At 55.3% G+C, this 20,883-nt stretch carries 19 protein-coding genes and 1 tRNA gene; 9 read left to right on the top strand and 11 right to left on the bottom strand.

Going from position 1 to position 20,883, the window contains the following annotated elements:
* Positions 1–192: 192 nt before the first annotated feature.
* Both SH248x_RS17530 and SH248x_RS17525 read right to left on the bottom strand, forming a co-directional pair.
* Positions 193–438, bottom strand: coding sequence for a hypothetical protein (locus SH248x_RS17530; RefSeq protein WP_459555602.1), 246 nt, complete (start codon positions 436–438; stop codon positions 193–195).
* 162 nt (positions 439–600) lie between these two features.
* On the bottom strand, positions 601–1,518 hold the full coding sequence (locus tag SH248x_RS17525) for a hypothetical protein (protein ID WP_459555601.1): 918 nt from the start codon (positions 1,516–1,518) through the stop codon (positions 601–603).
* Positions 1,519–1,668: 150 nt separating this feature from the next.
* Between SH248x_RS17525 and SH248x_RS17520 the strand changes: the two genes are divergently transcribed.
* The 5 genes from SH248x_RS17520 to SH248x_RS17500 all read left to right on the top strand — a co-directional run bounded on the left by SH248x_RS17520 (position 1,669) and on the right by SH248x_RS17500 (position 5,830).
* Positions 1,669–2,580 carry a metallophosphoesterase gene (locus tag SH248x_RS17520; protein WP_459555600.1) on the top strand — a complete coding sequence of 304 codons (912 nt, stop codon included), beginning with the start codon at positions 1,669–1,671 and terminating at the stop codon, positions 2,578–2,580.
* Between the two features lie 166 nt (positions 2,581–2,746).
* A complete protein-coding gene (locus SH248x_RS17515) occupies positions 2,747–3,223 on the top strand; it encodes a GNAT family N-acetyltransferase (protein WP_459555599.1) in 477 nt (158 codons plus the stop codon).
* A gap of 177 nt (positions 3,224–3,400) precedes the next feature.
* On the top strand, positions 3,401–4,135 hold the full coding sequence (locus SH248x_RS17510; protein ID WP_459555598.1) for a J domain-containing protein: 735 nt from the start codon (positions 3,401–3,403) through the stop codon (positions 4,133–4,135).
* Between the two features lie 99 nt (positions 4,136–4,234).
* Positions 4,235–4,960, top strand: a complete 726-nt coding sequence (locus tag SH248x_RS17505) for a hypothetical protein (protein WP_459555597.1) — start codon at positions 4,235–4,237, stop codon at positions 4,958–4,960.
* A gap of 111 nt (positions 4,961–5,071) precedes the next feature.
* On the top strand, positions 5,072–5,830 hold the full coding sequence (locus SH248x_RS17500; RefSeq protein WP_459555596.1) for a HEAT repeat domain-containing protein: 759 nt from the start codon (positions 5,072–5,074) through the stop codon (positions 5,828–5,830).
* 25 nt (positions 5,831–5,855) lie between these two features.
* Here the strand turns inward: SH248x_RS17500 and SH248x_RS17495 are convergent, their stop codons facing one another.
* The 7 genes from SH248x_RS17495 to thrC form a co-directional block, all read right to left on the bottom strand.
* Positions 5,856–6,440: a DUF417 family protein gene (locus SH248x_RS17495; RefSeq protein ID WP_459555595.1), complete on the bottom strand. Its 585-nt coding sequence runs from the start codon at positions 6,438–6,440 to the stop codon at positions 5,856–5,858.
* A 55-nt stretch (positions 6,441–6,495) separates the two neighbouring features.
* Positions 6,496–7,431: a helix-turn-helix domain-containing protein gene (locus SH248x_RS17490; protein ID WP_459555594.1), complete on the bottom strand. Its 936-nt coding sequence runs from the start codon at positions 7,429–7,431 to the stop codon at positions 6,496–6,498.
* 64 nt (positions 7,432–7,495) lie between these two features.
* The gene (locus SH248x_RS17485; protein ID WP_459555593.1) at positions 7,496–9,709 is read right to left on the bottom strand and encodes a S1 family peptidase; all 2,214 of its coding nucleotides are present in this window, start codon (positions 9,707–9,709) and stop codon (positions 7,496–7,498) included.
* Between the two features lie 13 nt (positions 9,710–9,722).
* On the bottom strand, positions 9,723–11,552 hold the full coding sequence (gene thiC, locus SH248x_RS17480) for a phosphomethylpyrimidine synthase ThiC (protein WP_459555592.1): 1,830 nt from the start codon (positions 11,550–11,552) through the stop codon (positions 9,723–9,725).
* 516 nt (positions 11,553–12,068) lie between these two features.
* Positions 12,069–12,908: an alpha/beta hydrolase gene (locus tag SH248x_RS17475; protein ID WP_459555591.1), complete on the bottom strand. Its 840-nt coding sequence runs from the start codon at positions 12,906–12,908 to the stop codon at positions 12,069–12,071.
* Between the two features lie 4 nt (positions 12,909–12,912).
* Complete coding sequence (locus SH248x_RS17470) at positions 12,913–13,446, bottom strand: hypothetical protein (RefSeq protein WP_459555590.1); 534 nt, start codon at positions 13,444–13,446, stop codon at positions 12,913–12,915.
* A gap of 154 nt (positions 13,447–13,600) precedes the next feature.
* Positions 13,601–14,962, bottom strand: coding sequence for a threonine synthase (gene thrC / locus SH248x_RS17465; protein ID WP_459555589.1), 1,362 nt, complete (start codon positions 14,960–14,962; stop codon positions 13,601–13,603).
* A gap of 264 nt (positions 14,963–15,226) precedes the next feature.
* Here thrC and SH248x_RS17460 point away from each other — a divergent pair.
* Together SH248x_RS17460 and SH248x_RS17455 are read left to right on the top strand one after the other, a co-directional pair.
* Positions 15,227–15,315 (top strand) — tRNA-Ser (locus SH248x_RS17460).
* A 351-nt stretch (positions 15,316–15,666) separates the two neighbouring features.
* Positions 15,667–16,044 (top strand): exodeoxyribonuclease VII small subunit, encoded by a 378-nt coding sequence (locus SH248x_RS17455; protein ID WP_459555588.1) that lies wholly within the window; start codon positions 15,667–15,669, stop codon positions 16,042–16,044.
* 14 nt (positions 16,045–16,058) lie between these two features.
* Here SH248x_RS17455 and SH248x_RS17450 read toward each other — a convergent pair whose 3' ends face one another.
* A complete protein-coding gene (locus SH248x_RS17450; protein ID WP_459555587.1) occupies positions 16,059–18,122 on the bottom strand; it encodes a thioredoxin domain-containing protein in 2,064 nt (687 codons plus the stop codon).
* Between the two features lie 392 nt (positions 18,123–18,514).
* On the opposite strand from SH248x_RS17450, the gene SH248x_RS17445 reads away from it, so the two are divergent.
* Together SH248x_RS17445 and SH248x_RS17440 are read left to right on the top strand one after the other, a co-directional pair.
* The gene (locus tag SH248x_RS17445) at positions 18,515–18,616 is read left to right on the top strand and encodes a 50S ribosomal protein bL37 (RefSeq protein WP_459555586.1); all 102 of its coding nucleotides are present in this window, start codon (positions 18,515–18,517) and stop codon (positions 18,614–18,616) included.
* Between the two features lie 119 nt (positions 18,617–18,735).
* On the top strand, positions 18,736–19,770 hold the full coding sequence (locus tag SH248x_RS17440) for an acyl-CoA dehydrogenase family protein (RefSeq protein ID WP_459555585.1): 1,035 nt from the start codon (positions 18,736–18,738) through the stop codon (positions 19,768–19,770).
* Positions 19,771–19,902: 132 nt separating this feature from the next.
* On the opposite strand, the gene SH248x_RS17435 is transcribed toward SH248x_RS17440, so the two are convergent.
* Complete coding sequence (locus SH248x_RS17435) at positions 19,903–20,883, bottom strand: M14 family metallopeptidase (protein ID WP_459555584.1); 981 nt, start codon at positions 20,881–20,883, stop codon at positions 19,903–19,905.

The following is a 20,883-nucleotide window of genomic DNA, read 5'->3' as shown; positions in this document are numbered from 1 at the left end:
GTCGATGCTTTTTACTTCTTCTCGGATCAGTGTCAATCTGTGTTCATCCGTGGTTCTCTTCCCTTCAAGCTCTGAGCCCTCTGTGAACTCTGTGGCAAAACTCTCTTTTGCTGCCACCATCGTCTGCGGGTGCGATGTCGGCTTCAGCAGCGGACCGACGTGAGTCTTCCTCCGCGTCCTCTGCGGTTCAAATCAGCCCGCTTTTTTCTTCACAGCCTTGTTCACTGACGGCGCAGGCTTGGCTTCCTGCTGCAGGCGTCGAATCTTCTGGCTCAGCAGCGCAGCATCATACCAGTTGAAATTCAGCTCCGGATCAGAGGCATAACGGCCCAGCGTCTGCATCAACTGCGAGATCGATTTTTCATCAAAGACGAACACGTAACGCTGACCGTCTTTGACCAGCGCGACGAGATTAACATGTGAGTTTGATGTCGGCATAGATGTGTTCCCTGAGCGCAGGCGGCGGACGTCCGTGTTCGCGGCTGACCTCAAAAGTATCGGCAACGATTTACAAACACATGCACACAAACTTTTCCAATGTCTCATGAGCGTAAACATTTCCGACCGAAAGAAATCTCACCCTGGTGAACAATTATGGCACTACCGATAGCGTCGGTTCGTGAGGAAGAAGCGTCGCTTGGCTTCCCCGCCATGCAGCTGGAACATCTCCAGGATCATGCGGTGCATACAGAATCGCACATAGTCATCCGAACGCTGCGTCCAACCTTTAAATCCCCCGGAACGTAGTTCGCCATTCAGCTCGACATAGTCCCGCATTACGCCCGCCAGATCAGGATCGGAACTGTCGAAAATCCGGGTGTATGACATCACCGGCTGCGGTTCCGCGGAATACTCCAACGGCGTTTCCTCGGGCATCATCGGGCCTTCGACGATTTCAATCATCGGCTGGCCGACGGGCGACTGGCCACGGATGTCGAGTGTGCATTCCTCGCACCTTGGAGCAGTCAGGCATTGTTGGCACTGACAGCCAACGGGGTGTCCCTCGGGGCATCGGGTCTGGCATTTCTCACAACGCTCGTGTCCATGATGTTTCCAGAACTTCGCCTTCTCGACCATGTGGTCTTTGTAGACCTTGTTCTCATGATGTCGCAGCTTGGGATCGAGCGGAATTCCAGGGAAGAAGTGAAACTCGCGCGCCGCATACCAGGAAACCTGCAGCCCCAGACGCGGCGGCTTATACGGCGAATACTCCGTCACCGCCCCAAAGACGACCGCATCCACGTCCAGAATCTCAGCCAGCTCGAGGATCTCAGCAGGGCGTTCCAGATTCAGATGATGCTCGCGAATCGCGGTCTCGGTGATCCCCAACGGCAGCACCTGGAATCCCGGGCACTTCTGCAATTCCGAAAAGTAGATCTCGGCAAAGTGGCGTCCATCGACAGCCCGCTCGCTGGAGAGATTCACAAACGGCACAATCGCGACCCGGCTCATCTCAGGCATCGGATTACTGACCGTCAAGTCAGTGATCACACACCCCGAAAGAGTGAAGCTAGCCAAAATAAGCAGCTTGAGTAGTCGCAACGAATCAAACCTTGTTTGCGCGGTCACACACCGGGGACAATTCCTCTTTGGTATGATCGTCACAATCGTTAAGGTTTCTTGAGATCAAACATCTTACCCAGTTTGAAACATCAGGTTCCGTTCCGCATGACTGACTCCGTAACTCCCCCAGCTTCTCCCCCCAGCAAGCCTGTCTGGACGCGTCGACGTTTCCTCGCAGCCGCAGCTGCTTCGGCGGTCCTGCTCCCGACTGGGACCGCAGCCTATGCCCGCTACTGGGAGCCCTTTGCGTACCGGGTGCATGAACTCTCGATGCCGATCCGAGACCTGCCGAACTCGCTGAATGGGAAACGCCTTATCCAGATCAGCGACATCCACGTCGGCCCGATCGTCGATCAGAATTACCTCGAGTCCGCGTTCGCCCATCTCTATGAACTGCGTGGCGACATGCTCGTCGTCACCGGGGATTTCATCAGTTACTCCGAGCGTGATCAGCCCTGGGAAAAGCTACTTCATCTGTTTACCAACCTGCCCGAGTTCCCCCTGGGCATTTATGGGATCACCGGAAATCATGATTGTGGCGAAAACTGGCAACAACCTGAAATCGCGCACAAGCTCTTTGATGTCATGTCAGAAACACGATTGAAGTTTATCAACAACGATGTGCTCAACATCGAAGGCCTTCAACTGGCAGGCGTCTGTGATCTCTGGACCCCTCTGTATGACTCCCGGCCAGTCTTCGAGAAACTCGATCTCACTCGCCCCAAACTCGCCTTATGTCACAATCCCGACGTCATTGATAAAAAAGCCTGGGCCGACTACGACGGCTGGATGCTCTCCGGTCACACCCACGGCGGGCAGTGCTGGTTCCCGGGCGTCGGTGCCCCCATCCTGTCCGTCAAGAATAAACGTTACGCGCAAGGCGAAGTCATCAGCGACAGCGGCAAAGCCAAACTCTACATCAACCCCGGCCTCGGCTACGCCCGCCCCGTTCGCTTCCTCGTCCCACCCGAGATCACCGTCTTCACATTGATCAAGGACGACACCTCGACTGCCTGAAGAGTTACAGAAAAGAATTCACCACAAAGAAATTCTCCTTCGAGCAGACTAGACTAACTTTTTGACTCCCGAGCAGTCTTCCTTTGTGAAACTTCGTGCTCTTGGTGACTTCGTGGTGAACGTATTTTGCATCTCATTTTCAAGACAACTGCCCGAGGAGACATCGTTGCCCCCCTTCGAAATCCGCCCCGCCATCGCCGGTGATGAAGTCCATATCCTGCGACTCATCCAGGCGCTCGCTGACTATGAAAAACTCTCGGACGACGTCGTCGCCACTGAAGCGACATTGCGCGAGACCCTCTTCGGCTCAAAACCGGTCGCGGAATGCCAACTGGCGCAGACCAATGGCAAAGTCGTCGGCTTTGCCCTCTACTTCTACAACTACTCGACCTTCCTCGCCAAACCCGGGATCTACCTCGAAGACCTCTTCGTCGAACCCGAGTACCGAGGCCAGGGGATCGGCAAGGCCCTCATCAAATCGGTCTTCATCAAAGCCAACCAGGAAGGCTGCGGCCGCGTCGAATGGTCCGTCCTCAACTGGAACGAACCCTCCATCCAGTTCTACAATTCCCTCGGCGCCAAACCCATGGACGAGTGGACCGTCTACCGCCTCACCGGCGATGAACTCGCCAGATACGCCTGATCCTGTCCTCAAGGCGAGCGGGGGGTGTCAACCCCCTGTCTTAACGACGTCCTGTTAATCAACGCATTGAATACGCAAACCCTCTTCGGCAAAATCCAATGTGCATGCGTGCCAACCGCTGTCTTCAACCTCCCCTCCCCGGTTCGTTTTTACTCCCCATCCGCGTAACATAAAGTTATGCCCTCGGAGAATTACTACGATCTGTTCGGCCTCGATCCGTCTGCCAACGACGAGCAGATCCGGGCTGCCTACAAACAGCTCGCCTCCGAGCATCATCCTGATCGCAGCAACACTCCCGAATCGGCCGCCAAGTTCAAAGCCGCCTCCGACGCCTATCACATTCTGAAAGACGAATCACGCCGCGCAAAATATGATCGCCTCCTCGTTCGTGTCCAGGAACGAGTCCACCGCAACACCCAACGACGCTCCCCCTCAACCACGACCTCCCGAACGACAGCCTTCCGTACCAGGACAACCCCGCCAGCTGCTCCGATTGATCCTGTCGAAAAAGCACGTCGCGAGAAAGCGGTTCGAGAACTGGAACGCTGGATCGCCAGCCTCAGCAACGATCGCAATTCCGCCATCGACTGGATGCCGATCCTCTCCCGCGTCGGCGCCCTCGCGATCACGGCTTACTTCGCATACGACTGGCAGAATCGCGGACGCGTCTTCGCAGAAACCCGAACCGTTGGCGGCATGCATGACCGTCTGCTGCTCGTCATTCTCATGGCGCTTTTAACAGCAGGTCTCCTGCTCGTCTTCCGCTCGGGCAGCATTGCAGAACACGATCATCGCAAAAAGGACCCCGTCAAACACCGCATCGACGAATCCTTCTACTGGCAATCCGGCTGGATGCTTCTCCTGGCAGCCCCTTTTCTCGTGAACCTTGTCCGCAGTTTCATCGTTGGATAATCAGAACGAATCAGGCACATCTGTAGACCTCTTCGTGATCCTTGGTGTACTTTGTGACCTGGTGGTGAGCTTTCTTCCCTCCACGAACCGGAGTCATTCGTGCCGAAACGTGCAGCCTTTCTCAAACTCAAGCCCGAACTGATCGTCGAAACGATCGCGCAACTGGAAAAGCGAATCCATGAACGCTTCCCCAGTGCCGGCCTTGCCAAAGTCTGCAGCGAATTAAAACTCATCGGCCAGCGTGCCCGCTCCACAGCCGCAGACATTGCCGCCCCGAGTATCAAACTTCGCATCGCGATCTTCACACTGATCGCCTCCCTGATCGTCATGTCGGTCTACATGGTCAGCCAGCTCGATCACGATCCCAGCGAACCCTGGACCATCCGCACCGCTGCAGAATTCCTCGATGCCTGCATGAACGACATCATCATCGGCGGCGCTGCCTTGCTCTTCCTGATGACACTCGAAAACCGCTGGAAACGTCACAAAGCACTCACCGCGATCCACGAACTGCGCTCGCTGGCACACATCATCGATATGCACCAGCTAACCAAAGACCCCGAACGCCTCAATAACAATCCCACCCTCATCGGCGTCGATACCGCCTCCTCCCCCAAGCGGGTCATGAGCGCCTTCGAACTCAGCCGCTACCTCGACTATTGCACCGAAATGCTCTCCCTGACCGGCAAGATCGCCGCCCTGTACGTCGAGCACTTTCCTGACCCTCAATCAGTCGCCGCCGTCAACGACCTGGAAGACCTCACGACAGGCCTGTCACGAAAGATCTGGCAGAAAATCGCGATCCTGCATAAAGTTGTGGGCTGACCCTCTCAGGCGAGCGGGGGGTATGAACCCCCTGTCTTCAGTATTTATCTTAAAGTATTTACCGAGTACGCCCGCCGCGCCATCCTCTCCGTCCCACAAAGGTTCCCGACCGTGTCATCCCGCTTCACAGTCCCAGCCATCGCCCTCAGCCTCGCCTTCACCGGCTGCGGCGATAAGCCCACCAGCACGCCACCGTCATCAACGACGCCCACAGCGACCCGTCCCGCTGACCCTGCCCAACCACCAAAATCGTCGACTCTCTCGCCCCCGGTTTCCTCACCGGTCGTCAGTTCCCCCGAGCCAGCGATGACACCCATGGAACCCAAAGTCGATCGTACCAAGCAAGCAGAAGAACTCTTCCAGGATCTCGTCGCCGCCTATCAGGAACCCGACCCGACCCGCTGGGACAAACGCTTCAGCGAACTCCTCGAGCTCAAAGCAGATGTCGTTCCGGCACTCGAGAAAGCGCTCGCCTCGACCGATGACATTCAACGCGAAATGGCCTCCACAATCGCCGCCGCCGTCGCTCACGAAGCAGACAGCCTCGAAGCAGCCCTTCGCAAAGGCCTCGACGATTCTTCTGAGTTTGTGAAGGTCAACTGCGCGGCAGGTCTAGCCGTCATCAAACCAGACGATCAAACCGCCCGTCAGGCCCTCATCAATCTCCTCGAGAGCGCCAACGAAAGCATCGTCCTGACCGCAGTCTCCGCACTGGGCAACTGCGGCCCTGCAGCCCAGGACGCCTTAGCAAAAATCGAGAAGCTCGCGACCGAAGGCAGTGACCTCATCAAGGAAGCCGCCGCCAGCGCCGCCAAACAAATCAAAGGCGAGATTCCCACCGCAACCGAGACACTTTCTCCTCAGTCATAAACAGCGGCCAAGGTCACGGTCACGGTCACGGTTGATCCATAGTCACTCTGGTTCGACGCAAATAGACTTTTGCCGAATCAGCCATCGTCACCAATGCCGCCCCCATCATGATGGCGTCTTTCACGACCAGCCTTCCTGCTCCGCTGAGATAGGGAAATCCATGCTGAGCATCTCCGAGTGCTGGTACCCAGCACTCAGGGGTCGTGATGAGAAACGATAAGGTCACCCACGACATCACAAAGACGAGAAAGCTTCCGACCGTCGCGACCCCCGGCAGCCACGGATGCAGGCTGATCAGCAATCCATACAGGATGATGACCGCGCCCAGCCCATACGCAAACTCATAAGTCCGATTCGCCTCATGCCAGGCACGATTCTCAGGGACGAATGCGCCCTCAGGATTCTTGTGAGCTTTGTAGTTGTCAGGATCAGCATAAAAGAAACACATGAAGGGACTGTTCGCCACGAACGGTACAATCCCGTCCGCTTCATAACGAAAAGCCTTCAGCCCACCAATCCACCAGAGGACAATGATCAACCCGATCCTTGTCATGACCACCCCGGCTTTGTCCATCCCAGCCGCCAGTTCAAACAGCTTTCGTACGCTCATAATGCCTCTCCTTTGATTCAACGCAGCGAGTTGTTCATGTACTCGCTGTCATGATTCAAGTTTGGGCTGTCGCGTCCGATTTCGGAATGGGCGTCTCGGACGAAAGCATGGACAGATTGCTCCCACCACGAATCTCCGTCTCATACTCTCGAAAAAACGTCGGCGAATATCCTGTCGCTTTCTTGAACAGGCGACTGAAGTACAATTCGTCCGAGAAGCCCAGCTCCCGCGAAACTTCCTTGACGGGTTTGAGCGTGTGGAGGATCTGCCATTTGGCATGCATGAGAATGCGGTTCCGAATCAGCTCGCTGGGAGTCGTTCCAAGGTGCTCCCGCACGATTCTTCCAAGCGTCTTTGGTGTGACATGCAACCGCCTGGCATAGTCCGCGGGTGAATGCATGGCCCGATAATTGTGCTCAATGAGATCACGCAGTTCAGCCAGCAAGGGATGGCGATGTTCGACTCCGCTGCCACACGCACCAGCAAGGGATGACTTGATCCGCGTCGCGAGAATCAGCAGCACTTTCAAGTGGGCCAGCATGACTTCGGTATATGCAAGATTCTGTTCCACCTGCTCTGTTTTCAATCGCTCAATCAATCCGGCGATAGATGTCTTTGATTCGCTGTCTAACGTGACCCACGGAACGCCAAACGGGTCATTGAACAGAACCCCGCTGCAACCCGATTCAGCATGAAATGTCTCCACACACAGAAAATTGGCGTGGAACTGGATGACCTGCCCCGTGACGGACTCTTCGGGCTCAAACCGGATGTATTGATAAGGAACAAAAAACAACAGACAATTCGGCTGAAACTCAAACTGCGAAGCATCGGCCCAAAACGACCCGCTACCAGTTTCGATCAAATAGACCGAGAAACAATTGGTTCGGGCTGGCTCGAATGGCTTTGCCTTCAGATGCAGATCGTGAACCCGGATCGCTTCTTCACCCGTCCGGGGATCAAACAACGGATTGAGAGGACGCTTCACCATGACACTGCAGACAAACCATCCTGCCGATTCAACTTACCGGTTCCGACGTTGATTTTCGTTCGTCTTACAATTTCCCCAAATCTCGTTTCGCTTTGCGAATCCCCGAGTGGAACTTGTTATACATGTTCGTGAGCTGTTCCTTCATCGTGCGTGAAGCACCTTGCTCCTGGAATGAAGCAGGGACACGAATCGTCATCGGCTCCGCTTCCAGAACTCGCAGATACGACTTTCCAGACGGATCCTTGGGGTCCTTCACGAACGCCAGAAGCCGAAAGACCATATCGATATCCTGAGCAACAGCAGGCGATGTCAGGCCGGTCGGGTCCAGCGGCAGGGCAGGAACCTTATAATTGATCACACACATCAGCACAGCCGCCTGATCTGCTTTTTCAGGCGTCGCGATATTGACCTCGGTCTTCTCCAGACTCTGACGTCCCAGCGTGTTCATCATCCGTCCCAGCAGCGTCGGCGGTGATGGTGACCCGACATTCATTTTGACCAGCGTTCCCAACTGAATCCAGCGAATGGACGTCAGCAGTTCGGCTCCTTTTTTCGTATTGGCAATCGAGGGGGCAAAGAGGAGCTGTTGGACTTTGCGCACTGCCTCATCCGAAGGCTGCTGATCCAACGCCATGCCCGGACTCATCCCTGATTCCACGACCGGATTTATCGCAGGAGGTAACCCAGAACCCTCGGCTACCATTTCGAACGCGGGGCGCTGAACTCCAGGCGACTGTGGCAACCCAGTGGTTGCAACATCGGGTGTCGCATTACGGCTCATCAGTTGAATCGTCGTCAATGGACGAATTGACTCTGCACCGACCGCAATGACCCCTGTCTGATTATCCAAAGAAGGAGCAATCGTGTAACCGACCAGCGCCCCCGTCGAGTTGAAGATCGGCTTGCCAACAGATTCGGCGGCATCACACGTCACGTCCAGCCACGATCCTGGGACCGCGATCGCGGTTTCACCTGCCAGAAGCTGGTATAAGATCGGTTGGGCCTGAGCTTCGGTCCGTTGAACCTTATTATTTTTCAGACTGACGATCGAGACCGACATCGGTCCTGCAACCGTCGGCAAAGGCATTCCCATCAGGGCGTTTGAGGCATCGCCAATTGAAACGACAGGCAGTTGCTGCCCATCAGTCGGCAGCTTCAAAAACGCCAAACGAGTTTGAGGATCACTATACCCGACTTCGATTTCGGACGTCTTGAACTTCTGATTCTGAAATTCAACAGTCAGGTCGACCCCTTCCTTGAGAGTCTCTGCGGGCACGATCAGCCCGCCATCGGGATGAATCAAGCATCCCGTTGCCGTCGCAACATCGCCGTTCGATTTCTTGACCGTCACAACAGCCAGAAAGGACTGAATGGAGTTCGCATCAAACTGGGCGGCCACCAGCGGACTTCCGAGGGCATTCGCGGTGCTGTTGCCGATCCGCTCAAAAGTCGGATTATCGATCGAGAAATTCCGAGATCGGGAGATCAGCTTTTCGATCTGCTCTTTCTGCAGTTCTCCACGAAAATACGCCTGATGTTCCTGAGTCGTCACCGGAATGTGTTGACCATCTTCCAGCGTGATGAACAGTGTCGCATCAGCAGATCCACTACCTGCTGCACCGAGTCCAAAAATGGGCCCGATCCCCCCTTTGATCATCGCGACCAGTGGGTTTCCCCCACCTTTGACTACCGGCGGCTTGGAGGGGGCTTCACCAGTCAGCGGAGGCATTCCATCGGGATTCAGCCCCGGCGGTTTCATTTGCTCTGGCGTCATGACATTCTGCGTCGACTCGGTCGTCATCGCGAGATCAGGCGAGCGTCGTTCCATGGTCTCGCCCGGAGTCGACATCTGATTCGGCGGGACGACGGGATTATCTGCAGGCGGATTCCCAGGAAGCGATGTCGGCAGGTTCGGATCAGCCACAGGCGGGGCGACGACGGGCGCAGGGTTGTTACGAGCAATTGGCTGACTGACCGAATTCTGAGCCGCATTCTGGCTTTCGTTGAGTTGGGTGACCCCAATGTACCCAACGATAGCCAGCACAACGACGCCACCAACGATCCCCAGAGTCTTGGGGTTCATCGGCAGTTTCGCTGCGTTCATCGAAGGGACCGAGCCACTCGATCCCCCACTCTTTTTCTTTTTCCGTGGCGGAGCAGCCATGAGCAGGAACCCACCTCGCGGGGTCTGCTTCCAGCAGCCAACAATGCCACCTTGTTTCTTTTCCGCAAATGGACGTCGTGTCATTGCGTCAGTCGGATCGACAGAAGGCGGCATCGTCAGCTCACTCTTATTTGGAAGTCGTTTCTAAGGGGACGACTGGCAAAGAAAGATCATTTTGCTTCTGCAGATCGACAGCTTCCTTGTCATCAACGTAGTCGCTGTGACAGTTGGCTTTCCCTGCTTCGGCACCCATGACCTTTTTGGTCTTACTGGCCAGTTTGTGAATTTCATCAGGCGAAAGAACGCCTCGTTTTTCGAGAATCGCCTTCTGCTCATCAGACAACGCCGCGGATTTCTTGGCTTTGTCCCACATGTAGTTGGCGTCTTTCCCCGAAGCGAACTCGACGATCTCCTTGGAGATCCGCACGCTGCACCAGTCATGGCCACACATCGCGCAGAAATCGGTATCAACGTCGAGATCTTCATCGTGATACGCGCGAGCCGTATCAGGATCGAAGCTCAAATCAAAGTGCTTCTGCCAGTTGAGAGCCGCACGAGCTTTCGTCAGCTCATCGTCTCGATCGCGGGTTCCCGGAATGCCGAGCGCGACATCCGCAGCGTGCGCAGCGATTTTGTACGCAATGCAGCCCTGCTTGACATCATCTTTTTTCGGAAGTCCCAGGTGCTCCTTCGGCGTGACGTAGCACAACATGCTCGCCCCGTGATAAGCAGCCGAGGTCGCCCCAATGCAACTGGTGATATGATCATACCCAGGAAAGATGTCAGTCACAAGAGGACCCAGCACGTAGAACGGCGCTCCGTGACACAAAGTTCGTTGTAACTTCATGTTATATTCGATCTGGTCGAACGGAACGTGTCCCGGACCCTCGATCATCACTTGGACGCCCTTGCGCCACGCGCGTTCCGTCAATTCTCCCAGCGTACACAACTCAGCCAGCTGTGCCTGATCGGTCGCATCGGCCAACCCGCCCGGACGCAGCCCGTCCCCGATGCTGAATGTGACATCGTATTCCCGCATCACGTCGCAGATGTCTTCCCACAGCGTGTACATCGGGTTTTCGTCATCGTTGTCGATCATCCACTTAGCCAGCAAAGACCCGCCGCGTGAGACGATCCCGATCAAACGATTCTTGACGTACTGCAGGTGAGCACGCTGCACCCCGGCATGAATCGTGAAGTAATCGACCCCCTGCTTGGCCTGATGCTTGAGCATATCGAGAATATGCGTGGCATTCAGATCCTTCAGCTTGCGGCCAATGATCATCGAATAAATCGGCACCGTCCCGATCGGAACCAGCGAATTGCGAATGATCGCATCGCGACACTCATCCAGGTTCCCCCCCGTCGAGAGGTCCATGACGGTGTCCGCGCCCCATTTTTCTGCCCACTTCAGCTTCTCGACTTCTTCGTCCGTGCTCGACGAAACGGGAGAGGCTCCCATATTCGCATTGATTTTGGTCTTCGAAGCACGACCGATACACATCGGATCCAGCTGGTAACCCAGGTGAACTTTATTGGCAGGAATGACCATACGACCGGCGGCGACTTCATCGCGAACCTGCTCAGCCGTCAGATGCGACTCACGCTCGGCGACTCGGGTCATCTCACGTGTGATGATTCCCTGACGTGCAAACTCCAGCTGTGTCGATGGCTCGAAGCCCTGCGGAGCCTGCCAAGCCGCGGCGTGGTGGTAGTTGTTCTCAAAGCCTGGCTTGATGCTCCAGCCATCCGGCATGAAGTCCCAGGCCGTCTTCTCAGACGCCTTCGGCATCCCTGGCGTATCGGGCGAAGAAAACGTGTATGCCCCCTGCGGTCCAGGTGCAATGACTGGCTTATTGGCAAAGCTTCCCGGAGTTGTGCCCTGACGTTCTGTCGAAGGGTTCAAACCAAGCGGAGGAAGGTGATAGGCGTGTGATTGACCGTTACGACTGATCATTTATGGATGTCTCCTGAAGAGAACGACAGCATTGTCGCTGCAAACAGTGTCCTGTCCGCAGTTAAGGCGTTGCAAACAACCTTCAATCGTAGTCAAAAGGCGAAGGGTTGCCAACTGGCTGTCTCAGGAAACAACACGTTCTCCCCACAGCAGCACGGTGCGAGTGAGATTGATCTGGACACATTCTTAAACCAGCCAGCCGGCCAGAAAGTTCATCCACACTCACAAATTTCCGACAAGAAAGCAAAAATAATCAGTCACATCACAGCAAACAGACGCAAACTTTCATCTGACTTTCGATCCTCACGCCCACTCCAGCCCGCTTGTTCGCTTATACCAATCGCAACTTGAACCAGCGCGATCACAATAAGTCGTGCCATGCTCACCAGCTTTGGGTGAGCATGCTGCTTCGTTTGACGTTGAAGCGTTCAGAACATGCTTGCCCAAAGACGCTGTCTTTTACACACAAGCATGGCACGTTGGGAAGAAAACTCGCGGAGCTATGTGTGATTGGTATTACTCCAGCGGCTTCAGCCACTCCAGCGAGACCAGGAAGTCATCTGCTGCTTTCAGTGTCTTTTCCTGATAGTTCTCCGGCGGTTTGTCCGTGTTGAAAAACCCATGTCCCGCTCCTTCATAGAGCACTAAGTCGCTTCTCACTCCGACATTCTGCATCTTCTTCTGAAACGCTTGAGCTGTCTCCACCGTCACCAGCTTGTCCTTCGTGCCGAAGAACACAATCGTCGGAGGATCATCAGAAGAGATATTATGGGCCGGAGAAAATTCCGGAAAGCGTTCACCCACTCGCCCGGCTCCCCATTGCCCAGGGCCATTATCGTAGACTGGATTGAAGAGCATCAGTGCTTTGGGCCGAGCCTCAAACGGCTTCCCTTCCACATCGATCATCCCACACGCCGCTGCGAGGTGTCCGCCAGCCGAGCCGCCAGCCCCGGCAATTCGTTCTGTGTCGATTGAATACTCATCCGCATGAGATTGGACAAACCGAAAAGCGTCCCGAGCATCTTCGATGCAAATGGTCGGTGGACTCTGATCGCCTTTATCTAGCAGACGATACTGCACCAGGAAACAAACAATCCCACGCGTCTGAAAATGCTTTGTTTGTTTAGCAAACTGCCTCGGCGACCCACCAACCCAGCCGCCGCCATGGAAAAACACAATCGCAGGACGCTTTTCCGCCGGCGAGCGCACCGGCGGAACGAGAACGTCAATGAACAGCAATTTGTCGCCAACTGTTTTGTAGACAACCGAAGTCGAATTCGGTTGCTGTTGATCCTGGGCATTCGCGAGAGAACAGATCACAATCCCCAGGAAGAGAGCTGTCCCTCGTGTCATCATTTTCTTACTTCGTCCACCGGCTGATTGCCCGAGCCAGCATCACCAGATCGCGGTTATTGCGCATGATTCCCAGCAACTGGTATTTGTCGATGTTTCGGTCGGTCAGCACACGGTCTAGTTCTGGACAAACGTGATAAATAAAGCGTTTCTTCAGTTCTGACCGCTCATTGAGAATGTAACCAGAGACAAACAGCAGCGCCATCCCCGCGACAACAGGAATATTCACTGCCGACCAGCCCATGTAGTAATGCACCCCGACGCTGACGGAGTAGATCGCCAGAAGAGTGAACAGGAAATTCTTAATCGAATAATGCTGCAGTCGCTCGTTGGCCTGTACGAGGTGGCCGAACAAGGTCTCTTCAGCGACACGCTGTTTGGCAGCCAGCATGCGTTCCTGAATCACGAGATCTTGTTGCTGCTTTTGTTGAAGCGAAGTGTCTTCCACAATCAGCTGCCCTTTACGACGGGTCAGCGTGACCGTTTTCCCTTCATCAGGGAGAAAGTCGGCAATCGTTTCGATTTCTTCGTAGGGCGTCATGAGGCGAGCTCCGCAATCAACGCAGGCAAATTCTTTGATGTATTATGCCGCTGTGTAGAAATCTTGGGAAGCCGAACAGCGTCACAATCGGATCAAATTTTGAACAGCAATTGATGGGCCAAAAAAAAGAAGCAGACAGATGTGTGACATAATCTTATGTGTTGATATGATTGATGCAAGCCATAATATCGTCGAAATTGTTAGCAACCTGAATTGGTGCATTTGAGAATGGACGTTTCTCGTGCCCTGTCATGTGGTAGTCAACAGTTGCGTTCGGATCTTTCAGCTGGTGACCGGTCAGAATACAGACGACTCGATCAGAAGGCGCAATGATCCCTTGTTCTCTAAGCAGTTTTGCCCCTGCTACGCTCGCCCCGCTCGCTGGCTCACACCCAAAACCATGCGCGCCAATCTGGGCTTTCCCGTCCAGAATTTGCTCATCTGTGACGTCCCGGACAACGCCATCCATGAAGTCGAGGGCGCGTAAGCATTTTTTCAGATTCACAGGGCGATTGATCTCAATTGCCGATGCGAGCGTATGAGCACGCTCATTCCGGGTATCGAGATCATGATAATATTCCGAAATGAGCGACTCGCTTGGTCGCCCATCGTTCCATCGCAATCCCTTCTCGTTATACAGCCGATTGAGCGTGTTTGCCCCTTGAGCATTGATCACAGCCAGTCGGGGCACCCGGTCAATGAGCCCCAGCTGCTTGAGCTCCATAAACGCCTTCCCGAACGCGGACGAATTCCCAAGATTCCCTCCTGGCACAACGATCCAGTCCGGCACTTCCCAGTTCAGGCCTTCCAGTACCCGATACATGATCGACTTCTGCCCCTCGAGGCGAAACGGGTTGACGCTGTTGCACAGGTAAATTCCCGCTTCGACGGCTACCTTTCTCACTTGTGCCAACGCGTCATCAAAATCCCCCTGGATCTGCAGCGTCACCGCCCCATAGTCCAAAGCCTGCGACAGCTTCCCGTAAGCAATCTTCCCGCTGCCGACAAACACGATCACCTTGAATAACCCGGTGACTCCTCCATAAATCGCCAGCGAAGCCGACGTATTTCCGGTCGAGGCACAGGCTGCGAACTTCGCTCCGACCATCCGGGCATGCGTACTGGCAGCCGTCATGCCGTTGTCTTTGAAGGATCCGCTCGGATTCAGCCCTTCGTACTGCAGGTACAGAGAACCCGCCTTCATACCCGCATATTTACCGACCTGATCGTTCTTCTGCAGATAGGTCTGCCCTTCGCCGATCGTGACGATCTGGTCATCCGGCGCAAACGGCAGCAGCTTACGAAACCTCCACACGCCACTGTAATCCAGCGAGTGGCTGCGATTCGACCAGGCCTTCTCGAACTCCTTCAGCGATGACGGCACCTCGACCCGGTCCCAGTCATAAGAAATATCCAGCAGATCGCCCCCTGGACCTGCAGAAATCACATCGCCAACGCTGTAAGTCTGAGGATTGTCAGGAGACAGGCAGGACTGGTAGGCAAGTTCGGTCGACATGGCAATAGGCTTCAAACACAAGGAGTCGAGAAATACCGAGGTCAAACCTCGTAAGATGGTTCAACGCAACAACGTCTGCTGACCTGAAAAGATACGACATTGACACCGTTTCGACTAGCATGTCGCGCGCAAACTACCTCAACTTTGCATCTTCATTGAAAAATCCATAGAAACGGCTCCTATGACGGAACTCACTTCGAACCCCTTCCCGTGATTCGTTGTCCCTTGGCATGACCTGTCTGTTTCTGTAAGATCAGTCCGCCCGGAGAGGTGGCAGAGTGGCCGAATGCGCTAGATTGCTAATCTGGTGTGCTGGGAAACCGGTACCGGGGGTTCGAATCCCCCCCTCTCCGCTTGGTTTTGCATCGTTGCAGAGCCGTTGGTGTTGGTGGTTTGCGTCTTTGCCTCCTGTGCTGTTCTGCTAAATTTGTGCTAAGCTCGCGCAATGCTGGAGGCGGTGTAATAGCTTTCGTTATCGCTACTTTCGTTATTGAGTCCGGTTTGCTTCTGGCTTCGTGGCTTCCTCTTTGAAGAAGCCTATCACGTTTGGGCGGTCGGATTCCTGCGGATGTGCGGCAGGAGCAACGGGTATCTGCGTGTTTCCAGTGGCAGGCGATTTGTCGGGAAGCGAGGGAGCGAGCTGAACCGCAGTGTTCTCCCCTTCTTGCTTTGTGCGTTTATGCTCTGGTGATTAAACTGTCGTCATGGCGATTGAAAAAACAGAACCCAAGTCATTTGAAAACTCACTGGTCCAGCTGCAGCAGATAGTGATGCAGCTGGAAGAAGGCTCGCTGCCGCTGGAGGACTCTCTGTCCCGGTTCGAGGAAGGGACGAAGCTGCTGCGTCACTGCCACGCGGTGCTGCAGAATGCTGAGCGCCGGATCGAGATATTGACCAACTTTACCGACGACGGAAAAGCAGTCACCGAGCCCTTCGATGACTCCGCGACCTTTGTGCAGGAAGCCCCTGCTGGCAAACGTCGCGCGAAGAAAGAACCCGCTGCTCCCAAGGAAAAGCCAGCAGCATCGACCGGGCCGGATTTGTTCTCAAAACCGGCTTCGGAAGACGATGCCCCATTCTGATAGACGATGTCTCGCTATAGCGATTCAATCGTACTCAGGATCGCATCAGCGCCACTGACGGGTGCTAAGCAGCGCCCCCTCTCGCATTGATACAGGGTCACCTCGCCGCCCGTTGCGCCGCGATTCTCGAAATGGGCTGCGAGGGGCGCTGAATTCGATAGCTTGTCGTTCGCGATCATCATCAGCTTGTTTGGCAGGAAGCGTTCTGCGAGAGCCGCTTTGACGCGCTGCCAGTCGTCGTTGTGATCGCCCGGATAGACGATCAGTTCCCAGGCAGGTCCGACGAGAAAGTCGGCAGCGATCAGTAGTTGGGCGACTGCATACGGGCGGGTCTTGATCGTCATGCCGGCGGCTTCCAGAGCCTTCACACCAGCTTGCTCGAGAGAGTCATCGTGAAGCAATCGGCCCAGCTTGATCAGCGCAGTGACGGCCATCGAGTAGCCCGATGGAGTGGCGTTGTCCTGGATATCCTGCTGGCGGGCGATGAGCGTTTCGTGGTCTGACGAGGTGTAATAGAAGGTGTCGTTGTCGGGATCGGAAAACTGCTCCACCATCCGTTGAGCCAGTTGGCGTCCCGCCTCGACAAATGATGGATCGCCTGTCGCGAGGGTCACTTCGACGAGGCCGTCAATCAGGCAGCCATAATCATCAAGATAGCCATTGAAACGGGCCTGGCCATCTTTGTAGGAGTGCAACAGTCGGCCTTCTTCGGTCACCATCTTATCGAGGATGAAGCGAGCCGCGTTGGAGGCTGCGGTCGCGTACTTTGGCTCCTGCAGGACAACGGAGGCGTTCGCGAGGGCAGCGATCATCAGGCCGTTCCAGGACGCGAGGACCTTGGTGTCTTTGCCAGGATGAATCCGTTTTTCGCGGGCTTCGTAGAGGTACGCTTTCGAGCAGGCCAGTCGTGACTCGAGTTCATCGACCGGGATCAACAGGTCGTCTGCACTCTCTTTGAGAGGCTTGGGGAGATTGAGGATGTTCGATTCTTCCCAGTTGCCCCCTGCGGTCACGTCGTAGCAATGTTTGAAAATGCGGGACTCTTCACTGCCGAGAAGCTCATCGATTTCTGCTTCACTCCAGACATAAAACTTCCCTTCGACCCCTTCGCTGTCGGCGTCTTCAGTCGCGTAGAACCCGCCTTCGGGAGAGGTCATATCGCGCAGGATGTATTCGCAGATTTCTTTGGAGACCTGTTTGTAAAACTCATCGCCAGTCAGCTGGTAGCCTTCGAGATAACAACTCAGCAGCAGGGCGTTGTCGTAGAGCATTTTCTCGAAGTGCGGCACGAGCCAGTAAGCATCCGTGGAGTAGCGAGCAAAGCCGCCGCCGAGGTGGTCGTAGATCCCGCCGCGGGCCATCTTGTCGAGCGTAAGTCGGACGACTTCGAGGGCGTCCATATTGCCAAAGCGTTTGGCGGCTCGCATGAGAACGCGAACGTCCATCGGGTGCGGGAACTTTGGAGCAGTCCCGAATCCGCCATGACGTCGGTCCGCCGACTTGAGCATCATGACGACGGCGTTCTCGATCGCGACTTTATTGACTGGTGAGGATTCCGATTCCAGTGTGCTGAGTCGCTGAATTTCTTCCTGCAGATCTTCGCCTGATTTTTGAACATCTTCGGGATGCTCGTCCCAGATCATGCGGATCTTGCGGAGGACTTCGCCGAACCCGTGCATGCCGTGCTTGGAAGTTTTGGGCCAGTACGTCCCGCCGTAAAAGGGCTTGGCGTCGTGATCAAGAAAGACCGACATCGGCCACCCGCCCCGTTGCGTGATGAGCTGGACGCTGGTCATGTAGATCTGGTCGATATCGGGTCGTTCTTCGCGGTCGACCTTGATGCAGACGAACTTCTCGTTCATGTAGGCTGCAATGTCTGGATCTTCGAAGCTTTCATGTTCCATGACATGGCACCAGTGGCAGGCCGAATAGCCGACGGACAGAAACAGCGGTGCATTCCGCTTTTTTGCTTCTTCAAACGCCTCGGCTCCCCAGGGATACCAGTCAACCGGATTGTGGGCGTGCTGCAGCAGGTACGGGCTGGTTTCATTGATAAGGCGATTGGCTTGGCGACCCATAACCTGTTTTCCTGTTGAGGCTTGCGTGAATTATCTTGTCTGTCGGCGGGGCGTCGTATCATGGTAGTCTGGCGTCGAGAGCCCGGCAACCAAGTGGACATCTGGGCAAGCCCTGCATGCTACCGTGATCAAAGGCAGAATTTTGACACAGAGTGCACAGAGGTCACAGAGCTTCCAAAATGAGTAGAAGCAAGTTTCACTCCGAAAGCGCCTCCATGAATTCACTCTGTGAACTCTGTGGCCTCTGTGTCAAAAATGGTTTTGCGTCTGCGCACTCGTTGACTCGAAAAAATCGCAGCGATGTGTTATGCTCTGCGACTCGATTTCTCGAAGAACCAACGGCTGATACCAGCATGACTGGTATTACCATTTCATCGTAAGGAATAGTCATCATGGCAATGTCACAAAAGAAGCTCAAAAAAGCCAATCACGGCAAGCGTCCAGCCAGTGCTCAGGCTCGCAAAGCCAAGCGTAAGCACATCAAACTTTCGTAGTTTGATGGGGTAAAACGGAAATTCAAACAGTCCGGCGTCGAGCGCGGGCTGTTTTTTCATGCGCGGTGATAAAACACTGAGTCAGTGAGCAGCTGGCGTTTAGTGGAGTGGTCAACACAATGAAATTACTGAGTGATGACGTATTAGACGCCCTGGCAAACCGGGCCGAAGTTGCCGATTCATCGTCCGTATGGCCGTTCGAATCATTGTCTGTACTCAAGTCCGCGGGCGCGCTGGGCTGGTCGATCCCGATTGAGTTTGGCGGTTCGGGAAAGAGCACGATCGAACTGTTTCGTGGTCACGAAAATATCGCGACCGCCTGCCTGACAACCGCCTTTATTCTCAGTCAGCGAGAAGCCGCGATTCGCCACCTGCTCAAAGGCCCGGCGCATCTTCAGCAGCGCTATCTACCGGGACTGGCGAGTGGTGATGACTACGCGACCGTCGGTCTTTCGCAGCTCACGACATCGCGTCAACATATGAAGCCCTCGCTGACCGCGTCACGCCTGGATCAGGGGCGCTATGAACTTCACGGCGAGATTCCCTGGGTCACGGGAGCCGATCAGGCGAAGGTCATCATTGTTGGTGCGACGCTGGATGATGGACTGCAGATACTCGTCGCGCTGCCGGGTGATCGTCAGGGGGTCAGCTATGGAGAGACGATTGAACTGGCATCGCTGACGGGATCGCGAACATCGCTGGTGCATTGCGATCGCGTGATGATCGAAGCAGATGATGTTCTCGCCGGCCCTGTCGAGAAAGTTCTGGGAGCAGTCGGAGGAGGCGGGCTGGAGACCTCTAACCTCGCTGTGGGGATGGCAGAAGCCGCGACGGGGTACCTGGAACGCGAAGCCGAAAAGCGAACCGACCTTGAATCAGTGGCTTCGCATTTCCGCGTTACTGTCGACCAGACACGCACTCGACTTCACGCGCTGGCGCAATCGCCCAAAGATGCAGACGCGGCGATGGCAATTCGCGAGGAGTGCACGATGCTCGCGCTGCAAGCCACTCAGACGAGCCTGCTCATGGCCAAGGGAGCAGGGTTCGCGAAGCCACATCCCGTGCAGCGATGGACGAGGCAGGCGTTGTTCTTCCTGGTCTGGTCCTGCCCACGACCAGTGGCAGCGGGGGTGTTGAGTCGGCTGATGGCGTAAGTCATTGTACGTCATGCGCACGGGTAGGGTCTTGGTGAGTCTTCGAACCGCACCAAGTGTGTGCTCAAAGTCTATGCGTCGATTGAAACCACAATTGGTGCGGTTCGCAAAGCCTCACCAGCACCCTACGGCTTACTTTGGTGCCTGTTTCGCCTGCTGATACAACTTCGCCATTGGCAGGAGGATCTTCTCGAGTTTGCTGAGATACTCCTCTTCCGACAGAGAGGCTTTCTGTTGTCGCAGTTGTGCGAGCTCGACTTCCCATTGGTCGCGTTGTTTGCGTTGTTCGTCCGTTAGTTGCGACGAAGCACCGGCGGGGATGAGGATGAACTGATTGGCGAACGTCCCGTCGGGCAGAGAGCTGTCTTTCGAGGTCTTGACGAGGTGGATGCCGCGGAACCAATCGTAGGGAGTGCCTTTGCCATCGCCGTTGTCGTCGAGCAGGGCATGCTCGGTGGCGAGCTGGCCTTCGGTTTCATAGTACTCCTGAGTCTGCTTCGACGCTGCCAGCCAGGCTTCCAGTAGCGACGTCTGACCATCTTTGTCGAGGTCCGCGGACGCATCGCCGATGCTACTGGCGAGGTAACCACCGAAGCGGGCGAAGTTCTGCTCGGCCCCGTTTTGTGTCGACGTCACGATGACACGATTGTCTGCCGACAACTGCGTCAAGAAGGGGCCGCTCGAGGACGCACAGTTGATGATCGCTGTCTTGCAGGGAATCCTGGCTAACTGCTCGCCGAGTTCCGTCGCGGTGATGTCGGTCCCGCGCAGATTGAATTTCGCTTTCTTGCCATCGAAGGTGCCGTGGCCGATGAAGACGATCCACAGTGTCTCTGGAGGAGCTTTTTCAAACGACGTCAGGGTTTCGCAGAAAAGATCGCGATCTTCTTTCTCGGACGACTTCTCGCGAGGCGGGCCGATACTGACCAGCTTGACGCCTGCTTTCGAAGTCGTCTCATCCCATCGCTGAGCCCACTCGACGAACAGCTGCTCGTACTTCTCTTCGCCCGGCTCGCCGACCACGACGATGACGGTTGCCGTAGGAGGAGTCGTGACCTCCGGCTGTGCGACCGTCACGTTCATCATCAGACACAATGCCAACAGCCAGTTCAT

The sequence above is a fragment of the Lacunimicrobium album genome, from assembly GCF_052161635.1.
Taxonomy (GTDB): domain Bacteria; phylum Planctomycetota; class Planctomycetia; order Planctomycetales; family Planctomycetaceae; genus SXPC01.
This window is presented reverse-complemented; position numbering and strand designations above follow the sequence as displayed.

Excerpts from the sequence above, each read along its gene's own strand:
- SH248x_RS17530 (WP_459555602.1), bottom strand. The coding sequence starts at position 438 with ATGCCGACATCAAACTCACATGTTAATCTCGTCGCGCTGGTCAAAGAC.
- SH248x_RS17520 (WP_459555600.1), top strand. The coding sequence starts at position 1,669 with ATGACTGACTCCGTAACTCCCCCAGCTTCTCCCCCCAGCAAGCCTGTC.
- SH248x_RS17510 (WP_459555598.1), top strand. The coding sequence starts at position 3,401 with ATGCCCTCGGAGAATTACTACGATCTGTTCGGCCTCGATCCGTCTGCC.
- SH248x_RS17495 (WP_459555595.1), bottom strand. The coding sequence starts at position 6,440 with ATGAGCGTACGAAAGCTGTTTGAACTGGCGGCTGGGATGGACAAAGCC.
- SH248x_RS17490 (WP_459555594.1), bottom strand. The coding sequence starts at position 7,431 with ATGGTGAAGCGTCCTCTCAATCCGTTGTTTGATCCCCGGACGGGTGAA.
- SH248x_RS17485 (WP_459555593.1), bottom strand. The coding sequence starts at position 9,709 with ATGCCGCCTTCTGTCGATCCGACTGACGCAATGACACGACGTCCATTT.
- thiC (WP_459555592.1), bottom strand. The coding sequence starts at position 11,552 with ATGATCAGTCGTAACGGTCAATCACACGCCTATCACCTTCCTCCGCTT.
- SH248x_RS17475 (WP_459555591.1), bottom strand. The coding sequence starts at position 12,908 with ATGATGACACGAGGGACAGCTCTCTTCCTGGGGATTGTGATCTGTTCT.
- SH248x_RS17470 (WP_459555590.1), bottom strand. The coding sequence starts at position 13,446 with ATGACGCCCTACGAAGAAATCGAAACGATTGCCGACTTTCTCCCTGAT.
- thrC (WP_459555589.1), bottom strand. The coding sequence starts at position 14,962 with ATGTCGACCGAACTTGCCTACCAGTCCTGCCTGTCTCCTGACAATCCT.
- SH248x_RS17455 (WP_459555588.1), top strand. The coding sequence starts at position 15,667 with ATGGCGATTGAAAAAACAGAACCCAAGTCATTTGAAAACTCACTGGTC.
- SH248x_RS17450 (WP_459555587.1), bottom strand. The coding sequence starts at position 18,122 with ATGGGTCGCCAAGCCAATCGCCTTATCAATGAAACCAGCCCGTACCTG.
- SH248x_RS17445 (WP_459555586.1), top strand. The coding sequence starts at position 18,515 with ATGGCAATGTCACAAAAGAAGCTCAAAAAAGCCAATCACGGCAAGCGT.
- SH248x_RS17440 (WP_459555585.1), top strand. The coding sequence starts at position 18,736 with ATGAAATTACTGAGTGATGACGTATTAGACGCCCTGGCAAACCGGGCC.
- SH248x_RS17435 (WP_459555584.1), bottom strand. The coding sequence starts at position 20,883 with ATGAACTGGCTGTTGGCATTGTGTCTGATGATGAACGTGACGGTCGCA.